Source organism: Streptomyces sp. NPDC028711, from assembly GCF_055565415.1.
Genome location: NZ_JBVHUJ010000003.1, coordinates 605,726 through 626,935 on the forward strand (window position 1 = coordinate 605,726; position 21,210 = coordinate 626,935).

Genomic DNA, 21,210 nt, shown 5'->3' on the forward strand with positions numbered 1-21,210 from the left:
CGAAGTTTCGAGGGGGGCTGAGCTCGTCCGGCCCCCGGACCGACAGCGGGGTCTGGGTCGGCCGGGGGCCGGACGGGCGGGGGGACGGATCCGGTCATCGCGCCGGCCGCGGTTACCAGGGGTCTTCACCCTCTGTACGCGGGCCGTGGCGGCGGCCTCCCGGCCGCCCCGTCCGAGGGGCTGCCGGTGGGCCGTACGCGGGATCCGTGACACCGGGCCTCGGGAGGCCCGGCGGGTGGGGTCAGGTGTTACTTGACGCCCAGCTCGGTGCACTTGGCGGCGAGGTCCGAGGTGCAGAGGTCGGCGGCCTTGTAGATGCCGTCCTTGACGACGGTGGTCTGGATGTTGGTCTTGTCGACCACGACCGGCGGGAAGAGCGTCGACGGCACGCCGTCGGTCGCGCCCTGGGCGCCGAGCTCCTTGCCCTGGAGCAGGTTCACCGCGAACTTGGCGGCCTCGGGGGCCAGCTGGAGCGGCGACTTGTAGATGGTGAAGGTCTGCGTGCCGGCGATGATCCGCTGGATGCCCGCGACCTCGGCGTCCTGGCCGCCCACCGGGATGTTCTTGATGCCGGCGTTCTCGAGGGAGGTGATGATGCCGCCGGCCATGCCGTCGTTGGCGGAGTAGACCGCGCCGATCTTGTCCTTGCCGACCGAGGAGATCGCGGCGGACATCTTCTCGCCCGCGACCTTGGGGTCCCACTCGCCGGAGGCCTCGTAGGCGATCTTGCCGACCTTGCCGTCGAGGGCGGCGTGGGCGCCCTTCTTGAACAGCGCGGCGTTCGGGTCCTTCTCGTCGCCGTTGATCATCACGACGTTGGCCGACGCGGCCTTGCCGCCGAGGGCGGCGAGGAGCGCCTGGCCCTGGAGCTCGCCGACCTTGTTGTTGTCGTGGCTGACGTAGGCGTCGGCGCCCTTGACGGCACGGTCGTACGCGACGACCTTGACGCCCTTGGCCTTGGCGTCCTTGACCCAGCCCTCGGCCTTGGTGGCGTCGACCGGGTCGAGCGCGATGACCTTGATGCCGTCGGCGATCAGCTGGTCGAACTGCTGCTTCTGCTTGACGACGTCGGAGACCGCGTTGTTGTACACGACCTCGCAGTCGCCGCAGGCGGCCTTGACGGCCTTCTCGAACTGCGGCTTGTCGAGGGCCTCGTAGCGCGAGGTCTTGTTCTCCGGAAGGAGCAGGCCGATCTTGGTCGAGCTGCCCTTGTCTCCGCTGTCGTCGCCGCCGGCCTGGCCGCAGGCGGCGAGCGAGAGGGCCATCGAGACCGCGGCCGTTGCTATGACGGCACGACGCGTCACTGCGTTCATGTGGGGTTGCCTCCCTGACGAGGCCGCGACGTTGCGGCCGAGGTGGCACGAAGTCAACTCGGCTGCAACGTTGCCGTCAAGAAGTAAATTCTTAACGAGATGACAACGGTGGTGTTCGTTATCTAAGTGAAGGCAAGCCGGGAGACCGGCGCGGCGGCCGGCAGGGCGCTCTCCAACAGGGTCGAATCACCCATTTCGCTCAGTACGAGAGCGAGCGCCCCGAGTACCTCGGCGCGGCCGCCGAGGGCCCCCTGAGCGAGCGAGAGCTGCCGGGCCGCGCTGGGGATCGCGTACCGCGAGACGGAGTCCCTGATGGGCGCCAGGACCAGCTCACCGGCCTCTGCCAGGTCCCCGCCGAGGACCACCCGGCTGGGGTTCAGGAGGTTGCAGAGGTTGGCGATGCCGCTGCCGATGTGCCGCCCGACGTCGGCGATCACCCGGCGGCAGCCGGGGTCGCCCTCCCGGGCCAGCTGGACGACCCGTTCCATGGTCAGATCGGGGCCGTGGCTCGGCTGGAGCAGCGGCAGGACGTACCGCGCGGCGGTGAAGGTCTCCAGGCAGCCCCGGTTGCCGCAGCGGCAGACCGGGCCCGACTCGTCGAGCGTGATGTGCCCGATCTCGCCCGCGGTGCCGCCTGGCCCCCGGTAGACCCGCCCGTCGATGACGAGGCCCGCGCCGACGCCGCTGGCGACCTTGATGTACGCCAGGTCCTTGACGCCCCGGCCGCTGCCCCAGACCAGCTCGCCGAGGGCGCCGAGGTTGGCGTCGTTGTCGACGTGCACGGGGACGCCGAGGCGGCCGGAGAGCTCGTCGGCGGGGTTGATCCCGCTCCAGCCCGGCAGGATCGAGGTCGACCCGAGGGTCCCGGAGGAGACGTCGATCGGTCCCGGGACGCCGAGACCGACGCCGATCACCTTGTCCTGGCCGATGCCGGTGGCCCGGATCAGCCGCTTGACCAGCTGTTCCGCCCGGTCGAAGCCCTCGGCGGCGGAGGCGTCGACGTCGAGCGGTTCGGCCTCCTCGGCGAGGACCTGGTGGGCGAGGTTGCCGACGGCCACCCGGAGGTGGGTGTGGCCGAAGTCGACGCCGATCACGATGCCGGCGTCGCCGGAGAGCGAGACGCTGCGGGCCCTGCGGCCCCCCGCCGAGGTCGGTGTGACGTCGACGGTTCCGCCGTCCTTCAGCTCCCGGACGATGTTGGAGACCGTCGCGGCGGACAGGCCCGTCGCCCGGGCGATCTCCGCCTGGGTGAGCGAGCCGGCCATGCGCACCGCCCGGACGACCCGTTCGAGATTGGCCCTGTGCAGAGACGTCTGCGACCCCGGAGTCTCCATCGACTCACTCACTCCCACCGTTTTCTCCAACATGTGAACTCTAAGGGGACGCTTTCGGCTTGGTCCCCGTCAAGACCTTGAGTGACGGTCGGTCTGTGTCACATGCCGCCGGGGATGCCCGAAGGGCCCCCGGCGCGGGTGCGCGGGGGGCCCTTCGGGTACGGGCGGGAGGGTTACGGGATCACTTGACGGCGCCGGCGGTGAGACCGGCCACCACCTGCCGCTGGAAGATGATGTACGCGGCGAGGACCGGCAGCATGGCCATGACGAGTCCGGCGAAGAGCCCGGACCAGTCGCCCTTGTAGCCCTGGCTGACGGCGAGCTGGACGAGGCCCTGCGAGAGCACCTTCTTCTCCGGCTCGGTGTTGAGCACGGTCGGCAGCAGGTACTGGTTCCACTGGCCGAGGAAGTTGAAGATGCCGACGCTGATGAGGCCCGGCTTGGCCATCGGCAGCATCACCTGGAAGAAGGTCCGGGTGTGCGAGGCGCCGTCCACGAACGCCGCTTCCGCCACCGAGGTCGGCAGGGTGCGGAAGAAGGCGGTGAGGAAGAAGACGGTGAACGGCAGCGAGTACGCGATGTAGACGAGGATCAGGCCGTGCAGCGTGTTGAGCAGGGCCATGTTCTGCATCACGTAGAACAGCGGCACGAGCGCCAGGATGATCGGGAAGCTCATCCCTCCGATGAAGAGGAAGTAGATGAAGCGGTTGCCCGGGAAGTCGAAGCGGGCCAGGACGTAGGCCGCCATCGAGCCGAAGAGCAGGGTTCCGGCGAGCGATCCGCCGACCACCAGGATGGTGTTCAGGAAGTAGTCGCTCATGTGCGCTTCGGTCCAGGCGCGCGACCAGTTCTCGAAGTGCAGCCTGTCGGGCAGCGCCCACGGGGAGGTGAAGATCGCCCGGTCGGTCTTGAACGAGGTCATGACCGCCCAGAGCAGCGGCATCACGACCATGATCGCCCAGATGATCAGAACGCCGTGCGAGAAGACGTTGAGGGTGCCGCCCTCCTTCTTGGACTGCTTGACGGGGGCGGGCGCCGCGGTCTTGGTGACCACGGGCCCCGGACCGCCCGGGGAGTCGGGGGTCTCGACGCCGGTGGTGGTGGTCGTCTTCATCAGAACTCCAGCCGCTCGCGCCGGCCCACCTTCATCACGACGGCCGCGAAGGCCAGCGTGACGAGGAGGAGGGCGACGCCGATGGTCGTGGCGTAGGCGGCCTGACCGTCCCGGAACGCCTTCTGGTACACGTACAGCGGAAGGACGATGGTCGAGTAGTCGGGCCCGCCGCCGTTGGGGCCGACGGTCATGATCTGCACGACGGCGAAGGATTCCGCGCCGAGCGCGAGGATGCCCATGTAGATCCAGCCCGACTGCACGGTGTCCCAGAGCAGCGGCAGGGTGATCTTGAAGAACGTGGTGAAGCGGTTCGCGCCGTCGAGCAGGGCCGCCTCGTAGAAGTCCCGCGGAATGGACGCCATTCCGGCCGAGAAGAGGACGACGAAGAATCCCACGGTGGACCAGACGAGGACGACCATCACGCAGATGAGGGCGAGATCCGGATCTCCGAGCCAGTCGGGCTGGACGCTGCCGAGACCGACGCCCTTCAGAACGGAATTGATGGCTCCGCTGTTGGGGTTGTACGCGAACTGGAAGAGCAGCGCCACGATCGCGATCGACAGCACCTGCGGGAAGAAATACACGATCTTGTAGAAGGACGAGCCCCGCACACCCGCGATGGCCGCGCCCTTACGGCGCCGACCGCCGACATTGAGCATGAAGGCGAAGAACAGCGCGAGCCCGACGGTCACCAGCGGCAGCACCACCGCGAAGGTCAGACTGTGCTGGAGCGACTTCCAGAAGACCTCGTCGTCCAGCATCCTGCTGTAGTTGTCGACACCGACCATCGAGAATTCGGGACTCAGCCCGGTCCAGTCCGTGAACGAGTAGTAGATGGACTGGATGAACGGCCAGATGACGAAGAGCGCGTAGAGCGCGAGGGGGGCCGCCAGGAACCCCACGATGAAACGGTACTTGCCGTGTTGCATTCCTACCGACCCCGATCTTCCCGCGGAGGCGCGCCGCTGCTGTGGCGCGCGAGGGGGCCGGGGCCCGCTCCCGGTCGGCGGGAAGGGGCCCCGGCACTGCTCACTGGTGCTTGTAGTGCTTGATCGAGGAGTCCTTGGCCGCCTCGTCGGCGTACTTCTGGATCTTCTTGATCGTCTCGGCCGGGGTCGCGCGGCCGGCCATCAGCTCGCCGATGCCGGCGACACCGATCTTCTCCTTCTGGAGGGCGACGTACCAGTCCTGGAGGCGCGGGTTGACGACGTTCTGGCCGGCCTTCTCCAGCGCCGCGACGCCGGACTTGAGGCCGGGGGTCAGGTCGATGCCGTCGGTGCCGCCGTTGAGGGCCGTCAGGGACTTCACGGACTGGGTGAAGTTCTTGGAGGACGCCTCGCTGAGCATGATGCGCAGCTGCTCCATGCCGCCCTCGGGGTTCGCCGCCTTCGCCGGGACGATGAAGGGCTCGCCGCCGGAGGCCCAGATGGTGCCGAACGGCATCTTGTCCGAGGCGTCGAGGCCGGTCGGGGCCGAGACGGCCAGGTTGAAGTCGGCCGGCATGGTCTTCGCGGCCTCGTTCTCGACCCAGGAGCCGTTCGGGATGAACAGCGCCTTGCCCTCGGTCCAGGCGGTCTGCGACTGGATGTGGTCGAGGCCGGGCGTGCCCTTGAGGATGTAGCCCTTCCGGACGAGCTCGTAGTACGCCTCGAAGCAGGCCTTGACCGCGGGGTGCTCCCAGGCCTTCGGCTCCAGGTTGTCGATGGCGTCCAGGACCTCGCGGCCGCCGACCTTGCCGATCATCGGGTAGAGCGAGAAGGGGACGTAGTACGGGTGCTTGCCCGCGTACGTCCAGCCGGCGATGCCCTTCTTCTTGGCCTTCTCGCAGACGGCCAGCATCTCGTCCCAGGTCTCGGGGTACTTCGCGTCGAGGGAGTCGAGGAGCTTCTGCGAGTACCAGACGCCGTAGATCGTGTAGGCGTAGTACATGATCCAGACCGGGTCGCCGTCGAACTGGCCCATCTCGACGATGCCGGGCCGCAGGGTGTCGCGGACCTTCTTGCTCGGGTCGTCGACGGAGGGCGCGTCCAGGAGCGGGGTGAGGTCCGCCAGCTGCTTCTGGCCGACGAGGACGCCCATGTCCATCTGCTCGGCGCCGGAGTTGTCGATGAGGTCCGGCGGGTTGCCGCCGTTGAAGCGCGGCTGGAGCGTGGTGGTGATCTTCTGGGTCGGGGTGAACTTGACCTTCGCCTTGGGGTAATTCCCCTCGTAGATCTTGATCGCGTCCTTGGCGTACTGCTGTCCGAATCCGCCGTCGAAGAGGACGAAGTCGAGCGCTGCCGACTCGTTCACCCCGAGCGGGTTCTTGTCGGACTTCGTGCCCTTCTCGACCTTCTCGTTGCCGCTGTCACCGCTGCTCGCGCAGGCGGACAGGAAGCCCATCGTCGGCACCGAGATCAGACCGATGGCGGCAGAACGCTTGATCAGGTCGCGACGGCCAAGGCCCTCACCGTTGTGTGCGGAGGTGGATCCCATGCTCAAGTCCTCGCCTTCATTCAGGACTCAGGCGGTGTACCGGTCGCCCGTACTCGCTCGCCACAGGCGAAGGGCCCCGCCACCGCGGTCATTTGCAGCCGGGTCGTGCAGGCGTCGGGCCGTCGTGTGATGGATACGACAGGCTGGACGCCGACAGGTATAGTCCACTTCCCTTCGACTGAGCAAGATCGAAACCAGGTTTCGGCAGCCATCTTTCCCGAGTTGAGACCTCCGGGATAAGCACGGCGGATCTGCGGCGTTTCGTCCAAGCATTGGTTCGTCGACACCCTTGACAACGCCTCAGGCCTCCCCGTAGTAGGCAGCTTGAGGGCGCGGCCCGTGGCGCCGCGCGGACACGCGCGAACAAGGGGGACATACGGCCGGATCGAAACAGTTGTGTCACAGACCCCCTGCAAAGTAAGGATCCTGTGAGGACGACCGGCGATCATAGGGGGACCGCCGACCTCGTCCGTGTGTTCGGACGCCCGGCGGAACTGCTTTGTCCCTCTCCCCTATGGAGTACTACGTGGCCCACACTTCTGGCCTGAACCGCACGGGCGTCCTGTCCCGTGTCACGGTCGCCGCGATAACCGCCGCCCTGGTCGCCACCACGACGGCCGCGGTGGCGGCCGACGCGCCGCAGCCCACCGCCGCCGGCATCGAGCGGAGCTCGAACGCGACCACGTTCGCGGCCGCCGCCGCGACGCCGACGAACTTCCTCTTCGGCGTCAACAGCGCGGGCACCGTCTGGGGCTACGAGCCGGTCGGCGGGGGCACCATCCAGCGCCTCGCCGACAACTCCGGCACGGGCTGGTCGTCCCACAAGCACTTCAACCAGGTCGACCTGGACGGTGACGGCGGCTCCGACGGCTGGTACGCCGTCCGCAACGGCCGTCTGCACTACGCCGACAACGGCGCTCCCCGCGACCTCGGCGGCGGCTGGAACATCTACAACAAGATCATCTCCGCCTCCAACACCGGCGGCGGCGCGGCCGACGACATGCTCGCCCGTGACAGCGCCGGTGTGCTGTGGCACTACCTGGGCTACGGCAACGCCGCGCTGACCCAGCGCTACCGGGTCGGCACCGGCTGGAACGCGTACACCCAGATCGCCGGCAAGGGCGACCTGACCAACGACGGCAGGGCCGACCTCGTCGCCCGTGACCGTTCGGGCGTGCTGTGGCTGTACAGGGGCACCGGCAACTACAAGGCGCCCTTCACCACCCGCAGCCGCATCGGCAGCGGCTGGAACGGCTACAACTCGCTGGTCTCCTCGGGTGACCTGAACTTCGACGGCAAGGCCGACCTCGTCGCCCGCGACAGCGCCGGCGCGCTCTGGCTGTACAAGGGCACGGGCCGGGCCTCCGCCCCGTACACCACCCGTGTGAAGATCGGCACCTCGGGCTGGAACGGCTTCCGCGAGATGTTCTGATCGCCCCCAGGGCAGTACGAAAGGGCCCCGCTCCTCTTCCGAGGAGCGGGGCCCTTTCGTACTGCCGGACTACCGGACTACCGGACTACCGGATCAGATCGTGTCAGCCACGGATCAGGTTGCGGAGCACGTACTGCATGATGCCGCCGTTGCGGTAGTAGTCCGCCTCGCCGGGCGTGTCGATGCGGACGACCGCGTCGAACTCGACACCGGTGTCGGTGGTGACCTTGACCGTACGCGGGGTCGTGCCGTTGTTGAGCTCCTCGACGCCGGTGAAGGAGAAGGTCTCCTCGCCGGTCAGGCCCAGGGTCGCGGCCGAGGCGCCCTCCGGGAACTGGAGCGGCAGGACGCCCATGCCGATGAGGTTCGAGCGGTGGATGCGCTCGTACGACTCGGCGATGACGGCCTTGACGCCGAGCAGCGCGGTGCCCTTGGCGGCCCAGTCGCGGGACGAGCCGGAGCCGTACTCCTTGCCCGCCAGGATCGCGAGGGGGGTGCCCTGCTCGATGTAGTTGCGGGAGGCGTCGTAGATGAACGACACCGGCGCGTCGGGCTGGGTGAAGTCGCGGGTGAAGCCGCCCTCGGTGCCCGGCGCGATCTGGTTGCGCAGGCGGATGTTGGCGAAGGTGCCGCGGATCATGACCTCGTGGTTGCCTCGGCGCGAGCCGTAGGAGTTGAAGTCACGACGCTCCACACCGTGCTCGGTGAGGTACTTGCCGGCCGGGGTGTCGGCCTTGATGGCACCGGCCGGGGAGATGTGGTCGGTGGTGACCGAGTCGCCCAGCTTGGCCAGGACGCGGGCGCCGACGATGTCGGTGACCGGGGTGGTCTCCATCGTCATGCCCTCGAAGTACGGGGGCTTGCGGACGTAGGTGGACTCGGTGTCCCACTCGAAGGTGTTGCCGGTCGGAATCGGCAGCGCCTGCCACTGGGCGTCGCCCGCGAAGACGTCCTGGTAGGACTTGTTGAACATGTCCTCGCCGATGGCGTTGGCGACGACGTCGTTGACCTCGGCCTCGGAGGGCCAGATGTCCTTGAGGTAAACCGGGTTGCCGTCCTGGTCGATGCCCAGGGCGTCCTTGGTGATGTCCACCTTCATGGAGCCCGCGAGGGCGTACGCGACGACCAGCGGCGGGGAGGCCAGGTAGTTCATCTTGACGTCGGGGTTGATACGGCCCTCGAAGTTCCGGTTGCCGGAGAGGACCGAGGTGACCGCGAGGTCGTGCTCGTTGACGGCCTTGGAGACCTCCTCCGGCAGCGGGCCGGAGTTACCGATGCAGGTGGTGCAGCCGTAGCCGACGAGGTTGAAGCCGACCTTGTCGAGGTACGGGGTGAGACCCGCCTTGTCGAAGTAGTCGGTGACGACCTTCGAGCCCGGGGCGAGGGTGGTCTTGACCCACGGCTTGCGGGTCAGACCCTTCTCCACGGCCTTCTTCGCGACGAGCGCGGCGGCGACCATGACGTACGGGTTCGACGTGTTGGTGCAGGAGGTGATGGCCGCGACCGTCACCGCGCCGTGGTCGATCTCGTAGGTCGAGCCGTCGGGGGCGGTCACGAGGACCGGCTTCGACGGGGCGCCGTTCGGGGTGTTGGCCGGGGCGTCGGAGGCCGGGAAGGACTCCTTGCCCGCCTCGTCGACGTCGTCCACGTAGTTGCGGACGTCCAGGGCGAACTGCTGGGCGGCGTTCGCGAGGACGATGCGGTCCTGCGGGCGCTTCGGGCCGGCGATGGAGGGGACGACCGTGGAGAGGTCGAGCTCCAGCTTCTCGGAGAAGTCGGGCTCGGCGGCCGGGTCGAGCCAGAGGCCCTGCTCCTTGGCGTACGCCTCGACGAGCGCGACCTGCTGCTCGGAGCGGCCGGTCAGCTTCAGGTACTTCAGGGTCTCGCCGTCGATCGGGAAGATCGCGGCGGTGGAGCCGAACTCCGGCGACATGTTGCCGATGGTGGCGCGGTTCGCGAGGGAGGTCGCGGCGACGCCCTCGCCGTAGAACTCGACGAACTTGCCGACGACGCCGTGCTTGCGCAGCATCTCGGTGATCGTGAGGACCAGGTCGGTGGCGGTGGTGCCGGCCGGGAGCTCGCCGGTCAGCTTGAAGCCGACGACGCGCGGGATGAGCATGGAGACCGGCTGGCCGAGCATCGCGGCCTCGGCCTCGATGCCGCCGACGCCCCAGCCGAGCACACCGAGGCCGTTGACCATGGTGGTGTGGGAGTCGGTGCCGACGAGCGTGTCGGGGTACGCCTGGCCGTTGCGGACCATGACCGTACGGGCCAGGTGCTCGATGTTCACCTGGTGGACGATGCCGGTGCCCGGGGGGACGACCTTGAAGTCATCGAAGGCGGTCTGGCCCCAGCGCAGGAACTGGTAGCGCTCCTTGTTGCGGCCGTACTCCAGCTCGACGTTCTGGCCGAAGGCGTCCGCGGTGCCGAACTTGTCGGCGATGACCGAGTGGTCGATGACGAGCTCGGCCGGGGAGAGCGGGTTGACCTTCGCCGGGTCGCCGCCGAGCTCCTTGACGGCCTCGCGCATGGTGGCGAGGTCGACGACGCAGGGAACGCCGGTGAAGTCCTGCATGATCACGCGAGCCGGCGTGAACTGGATCTCCTGGCTCGGCTGGGCCTGCGAGTCCCAGCCACCGAGGGCCCGGATGTGGTCGGCGGTGATGTTCGCGCCGTCCTCGGTGCGGAGCAGGTTCTCCAGGAGGACCTTCAGGCTGTAAGGGAGGCGCGCGGAGCCCTCGACCTTGTCCAGCTTGAAGATCTCGTACGACTCGTCGCCCACGCGCAGCGTGCTGCGGGCGTCGAAGCTGTTCGCCGACACGACAGTCTCCTTCATCAGTGTGCGCGGTTACCGCGCAGCGACAATATGCGGCTGCCGCCGCGTGGTGCCGCCCGACTCCCCGCCGATCCGCTAAGGTAAGACTTAGTTAGGTAACCCTTACCGGGTGGGCGTCCGCGGTGCGCCGTAAGCAGTTATCTCGATGTCGAGATAACTCTAGTGCATCCCCGCCGCTCGGTCATGCCCGGCATGCCCCTGACCGCTGCCATCCAATCGAGGCGTGTGCCAGCGAACCCAGGCGTTTCGACTTCCTTGACAGCGAACCTAGTCGTACGAGGTGACGTGCTGGGGGGTGCTGGGTGGCCGTACCGGTCGGGGCGGATCTTGCGAAGCCGTACGTAGAGCTGTCGTACGTGGATGCGGTAAGCGAGCGTCGACGGCAGCCACTGCTGGACTGCGTAACGGCCCGGTTCGAGGAGGTGGCCGCCGTACGGCCGTTTCGCTGGTCGCGTGGTGAGCGTCACTTCTCCGGCTGGTACTGGGCGGCGACGACCGGGCGGCACGTCGGGTTCGAATCGTGGCTGGAGCGGGACCGGCTTCTGCTGATGGACTTCGATCCCAAGGTGGCGTGGATCGCCTCGCAACCGTTCTGGCTGCACTGGCACGACGGCAAAGGGGAACGTCGGCATGCTCCGGACTACTTCGTACGCCGCAGGGACGGCTCGGCAGTGGTCGTCGACGTCCGCGCTGATGAACGGATCGAGCCGAAGGACGAGGAGGCGTTCGAGGTCACCCGCCTGGCCTGCGGCCAGGCGGGGTGGAGCTTCGAGCGGGTCGGGGTGCCGGAGGCGGTGCTACTGGCAAATGTCCGGTGGCTGTCGCGCTACCGGCACCCGCGGTGCCTGCGCGGACCAGTCGTGGACCGGCTCCGGGAGGTTTTCGCGTTCCCGGCCCCCTGATGGTCGGCGCCGATGCCGCCGGCGACCGGTTGGAGACGCTCCCTGTCTTGTTCCATCTCCTCTGGCTCCAGGAGATGACCGCCGAGGGACTGGCGATCGAGTCGCTGGGGCCGTCCACCATCGTGCGCCTGGCGGATGAAGGTGGCCTGTGACGGGTAAAGGGCGGCGGGTGCCTCCGACAGGCAGGATCGCGGAATTCCCGGAGACCGCGGCTGAACAGGCCCGCTGGTGGGAGAGGCACATTCTGGAGGTTTTGGACGGCTTACCGTCAGATGCTCCTGCGGGGACGGCGCCGCGGCCAGAGTTCGATCCGGCACGGAACTCGCTGGCTCAGCGTGAGCGGGCCAAGGCTGCCGAGCTGACCGCGCCCGGGCACGCGATGACGGCCAGCGGCATCAAGCAGCGGCGCCAGCGCTACCAACGCGACGGGCTGATCGGACTGGCCGAGTCCGCTACCCCAGCACCGTCCCCTTGGCCGACCACCCGGACCTGGCCCTCCGCATCCACGAGACTGCCCAGTCCGGGACCGCGACCATCCGTGACCTGTCCAGACACCACCAACTGCCCTCCTGGACCACCCGCGCCATCCTGGAAATGCCAGCGCCGAGCACCTACAGGTCCAGGAAAGGACCCAAGACGGGGCAGCCAGCCAGACGGCCCGCCCCCGCGATCAACGACTCAACACGAACTCTGATTGACGCCATGCTCGGCCAACGCCTCGATCTCCGAGAGATCTGGAACCGGCTGTTGGACGACCACGACGTCTCCGTGTCCTACTCCTCCATCAACGCCTACTTCCGGTCCCGTCCGCATGTGGAACGTCACACAATTCCCCGTCAGCAGCGTCAGCTTCACGCAAGCGCTCGCCCCTGAGTCTCTCGCGCGCACATAGTGAGCCTTTTCCAACCTCCCGCGCGGGCTGGCAATTGGCCTGACAGACGGGTGCAGACGGGACGGTGCGTCACCCTTTCGAGGCCGGTGGGAGAAGTTGTCCATCGGCCAACAGGCCGTCAACCGGTCTCAGGCCAAGATCCGGGCACTGGTCGAACAAGCCATCGCCACCCTCAAGTCCTGGCGGCTCCTCCGCAAACTCCGGTGTTCAACGACCCGGATCACGAACCTCGTCCAAGCCGTCCTCACCCTCCAACTGGCCAGCTCAGACTAAGTCAGTCACCGAACTCGTATGATCTCGCGGTGAGGATCTGGACGGAGCACCCTGCCAAGGCGGACGTCGAAGCTGTCGTTCGCTGCTACTTCAGCCTGCTCCAATCCGGGAGGATCCCTGAGGCCGAACAGCTCATCGATCACGGCCCGGTCCGTCATGTGCTCAAGTCACTGTGGGCCGGGCCCGTCGAAGCGAGCGCCGCTGGGGGCGAGGCGAGCAGAAGCCCTGCTGCCGACGAATGGGAGCAGGATCTGTCCTGGCTCGGCGAACTCAATCTCGCGGACTTCCACTGGGGCGACACCGGCAGCCATTTCTACGTTGAGATCACCTACCGCGCGCAGATAATCGAGGTGGCTTTGAGCTTCTGGGTAAAGCCTGTCGACGCTGGCTGGGTCATCGCGGGACCGGGCACCCTCTGGTAGGACACACGAAAAAGCGGCACGATCCAGGTGTCGGCGCAATCCTCCCGCTGGCCGACCATCACAGGCTGCCGATCAAGGACCCGACCAGCCCGGGCACCCCGCACTCGCCCCACGCCAGCCCCGTGACCTGCAACCTCAGGTTGGAAAAGACTCAGTCACTGAAACGGCCCTCAGCAACCTCCGTATCTTGGTGCCATGACGGACGAGGATGAACCGAGGCTCTACGTGAACCGCTGGGGCGACACATCAGATCCAGCCCCGGAGCGGCGGGGGCCCCGCCGGGACGCGTGCTCGTGCTTCGACCAGTCCAGGCCGTAACCGCGAGCCCGCGTCGGGTTCCACACCGAACGGCAGGACACCTCCGCCCCGGGCTGGCAGCACCTGCTGGAGCTGGTCGATGAGGCCATCGCCGACGGGCGCGAAGAGTTCCGTCCCCTCACCGAGCTGAGCCCAGAAGAGCGGCGGCAGGTGATCACCCTGCCGCCGAGCATCGCCAGACTGACGGCGGTCAAACACCTGGTGCTCTACGGCGGCAACTTGGTCCGCATCCCGCCCGAGATCGGATCCATGACCAGCCTGGAGGAGTTCACCCCCTACACCTCCTACCGGCTGCACTGGTTTCCCTACGAGATCACGCGATGCCGGAAGCTGACCCGCAGCACAGTGAGCACGCGCGCGTTGTTCGGCAACGAGAAGCTGCGGCCGCCCTTCCCGAGGCTTCAGCCTGCCCAGGGCTCCGTCGCGGACATCGATCTGGAGGACCTGGATCCCCGGCGGTGGGGCGTACCGCCATCCATCGCCAGCGTCCGACTGGGACTGACCAGCCGACGTAACCGCCAGGGCCGCGACCGATCTCACGTGATCGTTTGCCAACAAACTTAGTCGTGTTCGGCGGTGGCGAGCAGGGCATGTCCGGCCGCTGAGGAGCGAGAGTCGAGATGTCAACCAGGGTTGACATCACCTTCGCTGTCAACGTAGGTTGACTTTATGAGCGATGCGACCGATCTCGCCACGCGAGCGGGTGACCGGGATCCCCGGGTCGGACTGCGGGCCGTCTCCGCGCTGCGGCGACTGCTCGAACAGCTGGAGGCCGTCCAGGTGCGCAGTGCGCGCAACCAGGGCTGGTCGTGGCAGGAGATCGCGACCGAACTGGGAGTCAGCCGGCAGGCCGTCCACAAGAAGTACGGGAGGCAGTGATGTTCGAACGGTTCACGAAAGACGCGCGGGCCGTGGTGAAGGGGGCGTTCGGGCACGCGGAGCGGGGCGGCGCGACCGTCGTCACCCAGGAGCACGTACTCCTGTCCCTGCTCGACCGGGAGGACTCCCGGGCCGCGGCCGCGCTGCGCCGGCTCTGCCCGCCGGACCGCCGGCCGTCCCTGGTGGCGGACCTCGCCGAGGCCCGGCGCCGGGCGGGGCTGTCCCGCGCCGACGCGAACGCCCTGGCGGACCTGGGCATCGACGTCGGGGCGGTCGTCGCGCGGGTGGAGGAGACCCACGGCACGGGCGCGCTCGCGGGCGACCGCAAGGACTCCGGCTGGTGGTCGGGCCGTCAGACCTTCTCCCGGGAGGCCAAGACCGTCCTGGAGAAGTCCCTCCGCGTGGCGCTGGCCCGCAAGGACCGGGAGATCGGCGACGAGCACATCCTGCTCGCGCTCACGATGACCGGCGGGGTCGTCGCTGAGGCCCTCGCGGACCATGGCGTGACGTATGCGGCGGTCGACAGCGCGATCGCCGGTCCGTCGGCCTGTTGACCCGCTGACCCGCGCTCGCCGACACGCCGACCCGGCGCCGGCCGGCCCTCACACGCCGGCGCGGGCCGCCGAGCGGCGGAACGTGCGGCGGTACGTGTCCGGGGGGACGCCGAGCGTGCGGTTGAAGTGGCGGCGCAGTGTCGTCGCCGTACCCATGCCCGTGGCCGCCGCGATGCTGTCGAGGCTGTCGCCGCTGGATTCGAGGAGTTCCTGGGCGCGCCGGATCCGCTGGGTCAGCAGCCACTGCAGCGGGGTCACGCCGGTCACCGACCGGAAGTGGCGGCCGAGGTGACGCGAGCTCATGTTGGCCCGGCGGGCCAGGTCCTCCACCGTCAGCGCCTGGTCGAGCCGCTCGATCGCCCAGGGGAACAGTTCGGCGAGCGGGTGGTCGTCCTGGGCCGGCACGGGCGCGGTCACGAACTGGGCCTGGCCGCCCGACCGGTGCGGCGGCACGACAAGGCGGCGGGCGATCGTGTTGGCGTGGGCCGAGCCGTGGTCGAGCCGGACCAGATGGAGGCACAGGTCCATCGCTGCGGCCTTGCCCGCGGAGGTGAGCACGCTGCCGTTGTCGACGTAGAGCACGTCCGGGTCGACCTCCACCAGGGGGTGACGGGTCGCCAGGACGTCGGTGTGCGCCCAGTGCGTGGTCGCGCGGAGGCCGTCGAGCAGCCCGGCGGCGGCCAGTACGAACGCGCCCGTGCACAGCGAGGCGACCCGCGCGCCCGCCTCGTGGGCGGCGCGGACCGCGTCGACGAGCTCGGCGGGCGGGTCCACGTCGACGTCGGCCCACCCGGGGACGATCACCGTGTCGGCGTGCGCGAGCCGGTCGAGCCCGGCGTCCGGCTCGAGCCGGAACCTGCCGAACCGCACGGGCCCCGGCCCGCAGACGGTGAGGTCGTACGCGTCGTCGTCGAACACCTCGTGGGCGATGGAGAGTTCGAAGTGCAGCATTCCGTCGGTGACCGCCAGCGCGACTGTTCCCATGTCCGTAATTGTACGGGGCGTGTCGTTCCGGACACTGGCTCGGGTCGACGGCCCCTGACAGGCTTCTCGTATCGGAAGACGACAGCGGGCGACGGAGGAAGTCATGGATTCGGTACGGACGGTCGCGGTGTTCGGCGCCTACGGGCACACCGGGCGATTCGTGGTGGCGGAGCTGCTGGACCGCGGGTTCGTCCCCGTTCTGTCCGGGCGTGACGCCGGCAAGCTGGCGGAGTTCGCGGCGTCCCGTCCGGAGCTCGCCGGCCTCGAGGTCCGGCCGGCCACGGTCGACGACCCCGCCTCGCTCGACCGGGCGTTCACCGGCGCCGCCGCCGTGATCAACTGCGCGGGGCCGTTCGCCTCGACCGCCGCCCCCGTGATCGAGGCCGCGCTGCGCGCCCGGATCCCGTACGTGGACGTGGCGGCCGAGATCGAGGCCAACGTCGACACGTTCGCCCGGTTCGCGGAGCCCGCCCGTGCCGCGGGCACCGTGGTGGTCCCCGCGATGGCCTTCTTCGGCGGTCTCGGCGACCTCCTGGTCACCGCGGCCCTCGGTGACCGGACGTCGGCCGACGAGGTGCACGTCGCGTACGGGCTGAGCAGCTGGCACCCCACGGCCGGGACCCGTACGGCGGGGGCGGTCTCGCGCGAGCGCAGGGACGGCCGGCACGTCCGCTTCACCGGGGGGCGTCTGGAGTACGGCGACGGGGCCCCGCCCGCGGCCGAGAAGTGGGCCTTCCCGGAGCCGCTGGGGGTCAGCTCCGTGATCGGCGACTTCACCATGGCCGATGTCGTCACGGTCCCCAGCCATCTGGACGTCCCCGAGGTCCGCACCTACATGGCCGCCGGGGCGGCGAAGGACCTGGCCTCCTCGGACACCCCGGCGCCGGCCGCGGTCGACGAGCGCGGCCGGTCCGCGCAGACCTTCCTGGTGGACGTGGTCGTGCGCTCAGGCGGCGAGGAGCGGCGCGCGGTGGCGCGCGGTCAGGACATCTACGCCGTGAGCGCGCCGCTCGCCGTGGAGGCCGTCGACCGGGTGCTTTCGGGGCGGACCAGGACGGTCGGGGTCGCCTCGGCCGGCGCGGTCTTCGACGCGGCCGACTTCCTGGGCGCCCTGTCTGCCCATGTGTCGGTCGAATTGCCGTAGCGCGTACGGAGGCGGGCGGCGGGGGCCGCCCCCGCCCCCCGTACGGGCGCGGAGCGATTGCCGTGGCCGTACGGCGGGTCGAGGATCGGGTCATGTTCAGCGGCGCGCATGTGATTCTGTACACCCGGAACGCCGAAGCGGACCGGGCCTTCCTCAAGGACGTCTTCGGCTTCGCGCACGTGGACGCGGGCGGCGGCTGGCTCGTCTTCAAACTGCCACCGGCCGAGATCGCGGTGCATCCCACGACGGAGGAGCCGAAACACGAGGTGTACCTCATGTGCGAGGACCTCACCGAGACGCTGACGGCCCTGGAGGACCGGGGCGCCGAGATCTCACGCGCCATCACCGACCAGGGCTGGGGACTGCTCGCCGCCGTCCGGCTGCCGAGCGGCACCGAACTCCCCCTGTACGAGCCGCGCCACCCCACCGCACACGGCCTGTCACCCTGACGGCCCACCCCGACGACGATCACCATCTCATATCTGAGATAACGTGACGCCATGGCAGACGACTACCTCGTACGCATCGGCAAGCTCATCCGTGACGCCCGTCAGCACCGCGGCTGGACGCAGACGCAGCTCGCCGAAGCACTGGCCACGAGCCAGAGCGCCGTCAACCGGATCGAGCGCGGCAACCAGAACATCAGTCTTGAGATGATCGCCCGGATCGGCGAGGCCCTCGACAGTGAGATCGTGTCTCTGGGTTACGCGGGACCGATGCACCTCAGGGTCGTGGGCCGCCGCAGACTCTCCGGCGCCATCGACGTCAAGACGAGCAAGAACGCCTGTGTCGCGCTGCTCTGCGCCTCCCTCCTCAACAAGGGCCGCACGGTCCTGCGCCGGGTCGCCCGCATCGAGGAGGTCTTCCGGCTCCTGGAGGTGCTCAACTCCATCGGCGTCCGCACCCGCTGGATCAACGACGGCGTCGACCTGGAGATCGTGCCCCCGGCCGAGCTGGACATGGACTCGATCGACGCGGACGCCGCGATCCGCACCCGCTCGATCATCATGTTCTTCGGCCCGCTGCTGCACCGCATGGACCGCTTCAAACTGCCGTACGCCGGCGGCTGCGACCTGGGTACGCGCACGATCGAACCGCACATGATCGCGCTGCGCCGCTTCGGCCTCGACATCACGGCCACCGAGGGCATCTACCACGCCCAGGTCGAGCGCTCGGTCTCCCCCGGCCGCCCGATCGTACTGACCGAGCGCGGGGACACCGTCACGGAGAACGCGCTGCTCGCCGCCGCCCGGCACGACGGCGTGACCGTCATCCGCAACGCCTCCTCCAACTACATGGTCCAGGACCTGTGCTTCTTCCTCGAGGCCCTCGGCGTACGCGTGGACGGCATCGGCACCACCACCCTGACCGTGCACGGCGTGCCCCAGATCGACGTGGACGTGGACTACTCCCCCTCGGAGGACCCGGTCGAGGCGATGAGCCTGCTGGCCGCGGCCGTGGTCACCGAGTCGGAGCTGACGATCCGCCGGGTCCCGATCGAGTTCATGGAGATCGAGCTCGCGGTCCTTGAGGAGATGGGCCTCGACCACGACCGCTCGGCCGAGTACCCGGCGGACAACGGCCGCACCCGCCTGGTCGACCTGACGGTCCGCCCCTCCAAGCTGGAGGCGCCGATCGACAAGATCCACCCGATGCCGTTCCCGGGCCTGAACATCGACAACGTGCCGTTCTTCGCGGCGATCGCGGCCACCGCCCAGGGCAAGACCCTCATCCACGACTGGGTCTACGACAACCGGGCCATCTACCTCACCGACCTCAACCGCCTCGGCGGCCGCCTCCAGCTCCTCGACCCCCACCGCGTCCTGGTGGAGGGCCCCACCCGCTGGCGCGCCGCCGAGATGATGTGCCCCCCGGCCCTGCGCCCCGCCGTGGTCGTCCTCCTCGCGATGATGGCAGCGGAGGGCACCTCGGTCCTCCGCAACGTGTACGTCATCAACCGGGGGTACGAGGACCTCGCGGAGCGACTGAACTCGATCGGCGCGCAGATCGAGATCTTCCGGGACATCTGAGGGGCTGCCAGAAACGGCCGGTCCGACCTCTCTGACCGCGACGCCGGAAACTGCGGCCACGCCGCGTGGGACTTCTCTGGGACTTCGCGCCCGAGTCGACCCACGCGGCGGGCCGGGTACGGACCCTGGCCGGCACGGCAGGCGCGGAGTCGCCCTCCTCGGCACCCTTCGGGAGGGGCTGCACGACCCACCCGAGTGCGTTCCCCGGACCTGTGCCTCACCAGCGCAGCTGCTGACCGGTACTGGTCGTGGAGGGTGCGGGGTCCGGTCTCTGGCGGCGGGGCGTCGGGGCGGAGCGTCCACTCGCGCGGGCAGTCGCCGTACGCCGCGAGTCTGCGCAGCTTGGCAGCGGGTTTCGGGCCCGAGAAGCCGAGGGTTTCGCTGCTCGACTTCGTGCACTATGTTCTCCTGGCGGCACGAGCCGTCTCGGGCGGGCAGCCCGGCCGTGTCGGTTTCACCGAGAGCAGCATGCTGATCGAATTCGTTCCGAAGGGCGAGGACCTGACGGTCCTGCGCTCGCGGGACCGCGTTCCCGGCTCGTGCGGAATTGCCGACTTCCTGGAAACCGCATTTCGTTGCTCCGCCGATGCCCTCGGCAGCATCGCGGAACCGTATCCCGAATTCCAGCGAAAAACGCACGGAGTTCTGGGGCGCATGGTGGGGGAAATGAACGGGGCAGCACAGTGAGAACGGTCTTCCGGATGCTGGGGGTGCTGGGGCTGGTCCTGATGGTGGGAGCGGTCGTGCACGTCCGCACCGGGTACACGACGGCCACGGTCTCGGGCGACGCCATGCGGCCGACGTACACGCCGGGGGATCGTGTCCTCCTGGAGCGCACCGAGGCCGGGTCGGTCCGGCGGGGCGATGTGGTGCTCCAGCGGTCCGCCGAGCGCCACGGCGGGCTCGCGGTGATCCAGCGGGTCATCGGCGTCGGCGGCGACCGGATCGCGCAGAGGCCCGGAGAGCCGGTGACCGTGAACGGTAAACCGCTGGCCGAGCCGTACGTCAAGGACGGCGACCCCTCGGGCATGGCTCCCGCGTACGACGTGGTGGTCCCCGCGGGACGGCTCTTCCTGCTCGGCGACCACCGGGCCAACGCCTACGACTCCCGGCACTTCCTGGACGACCGGTCGGGCACCGTCGCGGAACAGGCGGTCCTGGCGCGCGCGGTCGACGACCGCTCCGGCCTCGTCGGGGCCGGGCTGACGGCGACGCTCGGGCTCGTCCTCGTCCTCGGCGCGATCGCGACGGAGATCGCCGGGCGGAAGAGACACCCCGTCCGATGACGACGGTTCAGCCGACGACACCTTGGAGGAAGAGTTGCCCTCGATATCCCGCGTCCCCACCTGGGAGCCCCTGCGGCACGACAACGCCGGGCGGCTCGCCGCACCCGGCGGCTACGTGGCGATGAAGAGTCGGCTTCTGCGGTCCGCGGCAGGTCTGGTCGTCCTCGCCGCAGTGAGCGGCTGCGGGACGCAGCCCGTGGCGGGTCCGGGGGCCGGGAGCACGTCCCCGTCCGTGTCCGTGTCCGCGGCGTCAGTGGAAGCCTCCGCGGGCGCCTCGGAGGGCCCGGAGGACGGCCCGGCAGAGCTGCTGGCACGGGCGGAGGCGGCCATGGGCGCCGAGACCGGGTGGACCTTCGCGGTGACGGGCGAGGAGTCGCTTGAGCAGAGCGGCGCGCTGGAAGGGCAGGGCAGCTCCGCCTCGTACTTCGCCACGGTGGAGCGGACCGGCAGCCCGGAGGCCCTGCACCAGAGCGGCACGGTCGTCAGCAAGGGCAGGCGCAAGGCCGAGGAGGTGTTCGCCGTGGACGGCGTCGGGTACGTGCGGGAAGGCGCGCCCGGCACCCCGTGGACCGAGGGGCCCCTGACCGACCCGGAGATCGCCGCCAAGGTGGAGGACCCGTCGGCCGCGCTCGCCTCCTTCACCGCGTACGTCGAGCGGGGCGAGCGGATCGAGGTCACCAGGACGGGCGGCGAGATCAGGCTCCGGGTGCGGATCCCCGCCGCGCACCTGGCCGACCGCACGGAGCGGCCGGCCGTCGCGAAGGCCGCCCGGGAGTTCCGGCCCACCCTGGACAAGCTGCGGAGGGCAGGGGCCACGGCGGGCGAGGAGCGGATCGTACTGGCCGGGTTCGAGGAGACCCTCGTCCTGGACGCGCGCACCTACCGGATGGCCTCCCACCGGTCCTCCTTCGGATTCACCGTCCCGCACGAGGGCGGGCAGCTCCGGTACGAGCAGAAGCTCCGTGCGGACACACGAGGTGTCTTCACCGGCCGGATCGAGGTGCCCGACACCGCCCGTTAGA

The 21,210-nt window shown here is 69.1% G+C and carries 18 protein-coding genes and 2 pseudogenes; 13 read left to right on the forward strand and 7 right to left on the reverse strand.

Translation table 11 applies throughout. From position 1 onward, the window contains the following. Nucleotides 1-248: 248 nt before the first annotated feature. The 5 genes from ACZ4VK_RS13800 to ngcE all read right to left on the reverse strand — a co-directional run bounded on the left by ACZ4VK_RS13800 (nt 249) and on the right by ngcE (nt 6,236). Nucleotides 249-1,313, reverse strand: a complete 1,065-nt coding sequence (locus ACZ4VK_RS13800; RefSeq protein ID WP_468351780.1) for a sugar ABC transporter substrate-binding protein — start codon at nt 1,311-1,313, stop codon at nt 249-251. A 122-nt stretch (nt 1,314-1,435) separates the two neighbouring features. Beyond that, a complete protein-coding gene (locus ACZ4VK_RS13805; RefSeq protein WP_468351782.1) occupies nt 1,436-2,647 on the reverse strand; it encodes an ROK family transcriptional regulator in 1,212 nt (403 codons plus the stop codon). Between the two features lie 181 nt (nt 2,648-2,828). Next, nucleotides 2,829-3,761 carry a carbohydrate ABC transporter permease gene (locus ACZ4VK_RS13810; protein ID WP_468351784.1) on the reverse strand — a complete coding sequence of 311 codons (933 nt, stop codon included), beginning with the start codon at nt 3,759-3,761 and terminating at the stop codon, nt 2,829-2,831. Beyond that, on the reverse strand, nt 3,761-4,690 hold the full coding sequence (locus tag ACZ4VK_RS13815; RefSeq protein WP_468351786.1) for a carbohydrate ABC transporter permease: 930 nt from the start codon (nt 4,688-4,690) through the stop codon (nt 3,761-3,763). The genes ACZ4VK_RS13810 and ACZ4VK_RS13815 overlap by 1 nt, the downstream gene beginning before the upstream one ends. A gap of 100 nt (nt 4,691-4,790) precedes the next feature. Further along, a complete protein-coding gene (ngcE, locus tag ACZ4VK_RS13820) occupies nt 4,791-6,236 on the reverse strand; it encodes an N-acetylglucosamine/diacetylchitobiose ABC transporter substrate-binding protein (protein ID WP_468351788.1) in 1,446 nt (481 codons plus the stop codon). Between the two features lie 526 nt (nt 6,237-6,762). Here ngcE and ACZ4VK_RS13825 point away from each other — a divergent pair. Further along, on the forward strand, nt 6,763-7,668 hold the full coding sequence (locus tag ACZ4VK_RS13825) for an FG-GAP repeat domain-containing protein (RefSeq protein ID WP_468351790.1): 906 nt from the start codon (nt 6,763-6,765) through the stop codon (nt 7,666-7,668). Between the two features lie 103 nt (nt 7,669-7,771). Here the strand turns inward: ACZ4VK_RS13825 and acnA are convergent, their stop codons facing one another. Further along, the gene (gene acnA, locus ACZ4VK_RS13830) at nt 7,772-10,489 is read right to left on the reverse strand and encodes an aconitate hydratase AcnA (protein WP_468351792.1); all 2,718 of its coding nucleotides are present in this window, start codon (nt 10,487-10,489) and stop codon (nt 7,772-7,774) included. Nucleotides 10,490-10,806: 317 nt separating this feature from the next. On the opposite strand from acnA, the pseudogene ACZ4VK_RS13835 reads away from it, so the two are divergent. From ACZ4VK_RS13835 to ACZ4VK_RS13860, 6 genes and pseudogenes are all read left to right on the forward strand, one after another. Continuing rightward, nucleotides 10,807-11,558 (forward strand): annotated as a pseudogene (locus ACZ4VK_RS13835) (TnsA-like heteromeric transposase endonuclease subunit). Between the two features lie 789 nt (nt 11,559-12,347). Then, nucleotides 12,348-12,571, forward strand: a pseudogene (locus ACZ4VK_RS13840) (transposase family protein); the annotation flags it as partial. 29 nt (nt 12,572-12,600) lie between these two features. Further along, entirely contained in the window at nt 12,601-12,993 is a 393-nt protein-coding gene (locus ACZ4VK_RS13845) for a hypothetical protein (protein ID WP_468351793.1), read from the forward strand. Nucleotides 12,994-13,461: 468 nt separating this feature from the next. Further along, a complete protein-coding gene (locus tag ACZ4VK_RS13850) occupies nt 13,462-13,875 on the forward strand; it encodes a hypothetical protein (RefSeq protein WP_468351795.1) in 414 nt (137 codons plus the stop codon). Nucleotides 13,876-13,980: 105 nt separating this feature from the next. Further along, nucleotides 13,981-14,190 carry a helix-turn-helix domain-containing protein gene (locus ACZ4VK_RS13855; protein WP_360315884.1) on the forward strand — a complete coding sequence of 70 codons (210 nt, stop codon included), beginning with the start codon at nt 13,981-13,983 and terminating at the stop codon, nt 14,188-14,190. Continuing rightward, the gene (locus ACZ4VK_RS13860) at nt 14,190-14,744 is read left to right on the forward strand and encodes a Clp protease N-terminal domain-containing protein (RefSeq protein ID WP_468351798.1); all 555 of its coding nucleotides are present in this window, start codon (nt 14,190-14,192) and stop codon (nt 14,742-14,744) included. Before ACZ4VK_RS13855 ends, ACZ4VK_RS13860 begins: the two co-directional genes overlap by 1 nt. A 48-nt stretch (nt 14,745-14,792) precedes the next feature. Here the strand turns inward: ACZ4VK_RS13860 and ACZ4VK_RS13865 are convergent, their stop codons facing one another. Further along, nucleotides 14,793-15,728 (reverse strand): helix-turn-helix domain-containing protein, encoded by a 936-nt coding sequence (locus tag ACZ4VK_RS13865; protein ID WP_468351800.1) that lies wholly within the window; start codon nt 15,726-15,728, stop codon nt 14,793-14,795. Between the two features lie 103 nt (nt 15,729-15,831). Here ACZ4VK_RS13865 and ACZ4VK_RS13870 point away from each other — a divergent pair, with 103 nt between their 5' ends. From ACZ4VK_RS13870 to ACZ4VK_RS13895, 6 genes are all read left to right on the forward strand, one after another. Further along, a complete protein-coding gene (locus tag ACZ4VK_RS13870; protein ID WP_468351802.1) occupies nt 15,832-16,872 on the forward strand; it encodes a saccharopine dehydrogenase family protein in 1,041 nt (346 codons plus the stop codon). 92 nt (nt 16,873-16,964) lie between these two features. Then, nucleotides 16,965-17,321 (forward strand): VOC family protein, encoded by a 357-nt coding sequence (locus ACZ4VK_RS13875; RefSeq protein ID WP_468351804.1) that lies wholly within the window; start codon nt 16,965-16,967, stop codon nt 17,319-17,321. Nucleotides 17,322-17,372: 51 nt separating this feature from the next. Then, nucleotides 17,373-18,902 (forward strand): helix-turn-helix domain-containing protein, encoded by a 1,530-nt coding sequence (locus tag ACZ4VK_RS13880; protein ID WP_468351805.1) that lies wholly within the window; start codon nt 17,373-17,375, stop codon nt 18,900-18,902. A 342-nt stretch (nt 18,903-19,244) separates the two neighbouring features. Beyond that, a complete protein-coding gene (locus tag ACZ4VK_RS13885) occupies nt 19,245-19,589 on the forward strand; it encodes a hypothetical protein (RefSeq protein ID WP_468351807.1) in 345 nt (114 codons plus the stop codon). A gap of 14 nt (nt 19,590-19,603) precedes the next feature. Beyond that, entirely contained in the window at nt 19,604-20,188 is a 585-nt protein-coding gene (gene lepB / locus ACZ4VK_RS13890; RefSeq protein ID WP_468351809.1) for a signal peptidase I, read from the forward strand. A gap of 34 nt (nt 20,189-20,222) precedes the next feature. Continuing rightward, nucleotides 20,223-21,209, forward strand: a complete 987-nt coding sequence (locus ACZ4VK_RS13895) for a hypothetical protein (RefSeq protein WP_468351811.1) — start codon at nt 20,223-20,225, stop codon at nt 21,207-21,209. Nucleotide 21,210 lies beyond the last annotated feature (1 nt).

Coding starts and splice junctions, on each gene's coding strand:
- ACZ4VK_RS13800 (WP_468351780.1), bottom strand. CDS start 1,313: ATGAACGCAGTGACGCGTCGTGCCGTCATAGCAACGGCCGCGGTCTCG.
- ACZ4VK_RS13805 (WP_468351782.1), bottom strand. CDS start 2,647: ATGGAGACTCCGGGGTCGCAGACGTCTCTGCACAGGGCCAATCTCGAA.
- ACZ4VK_RS13810 (WP_468351784.1), bottom strand. CDS start 3,761: ATGAAGACGACCACCACCACCGGCGTCGAGACCCCCGACTCCCCGGGC.
- ACZ4VK_RS13815 (WP_468351786.1), bottom strand. CDS start 4,690: ATGCAACACGGCAAGTACCGTTTCATCGTGGGGTTCCTGGCGGCCCCC.
- ngcE (WP_468351788.1), bottom strand. CDS start 6,236: ATGGGATCCACCTCCGCACACAACGGTGAGGGCCTTGGCCGTCGCGAC.
- ACZ4VK_RS13855 (WP_360315884.1), top strand. CDS start 13,981: ATGAGCGATGCGACCGATCTCGCCACGCGAGCGGGTGACCGGGATCCC.
- ACZ4VK_RS13860 (WP_468351798.1), top strand. CDS start 14,190: ATGTTCGAACGGTTCACGAAAGACGCGCGGGCCGTGGTGAAGGGGGCG.
- ACZ4VK_RS13865 (WP_468351800.1), bottom strand. CDS start 15,728: ATGGGAACAGTCGCGCTGGCGGTCACCGACGGAATGCTGCACTTCGAA.
- ACZ4VK_RS13870 (WP_468351802.1), top strand. CDS start 15,832: ATGGATTCGGTACGGACGGTCGCGGTGTTCGGCGCCTACGGGCACACC.
- ACZ4VK_RS13875 (WP_468351804.1), top strand. CDS start 16,965: ATGTTCAGCGGCGCGCATGTGATTCTGTACACCCGGAACGCCGAAGCG.
- ACZ4VK_RS13880 (WP_468351805.1), top strand. CDS start 17,373: ATGGCAGACGACTACCTCGTACGCATCGGCAAGCTCATCCGTGACGCC.
- lepB (WP_468351809.1), top strand. CDS start 19,604: ATGCTGGGGGTGCTGGGGCTGGTCCTGATGGTGGGAGCGGTCGTGCAC.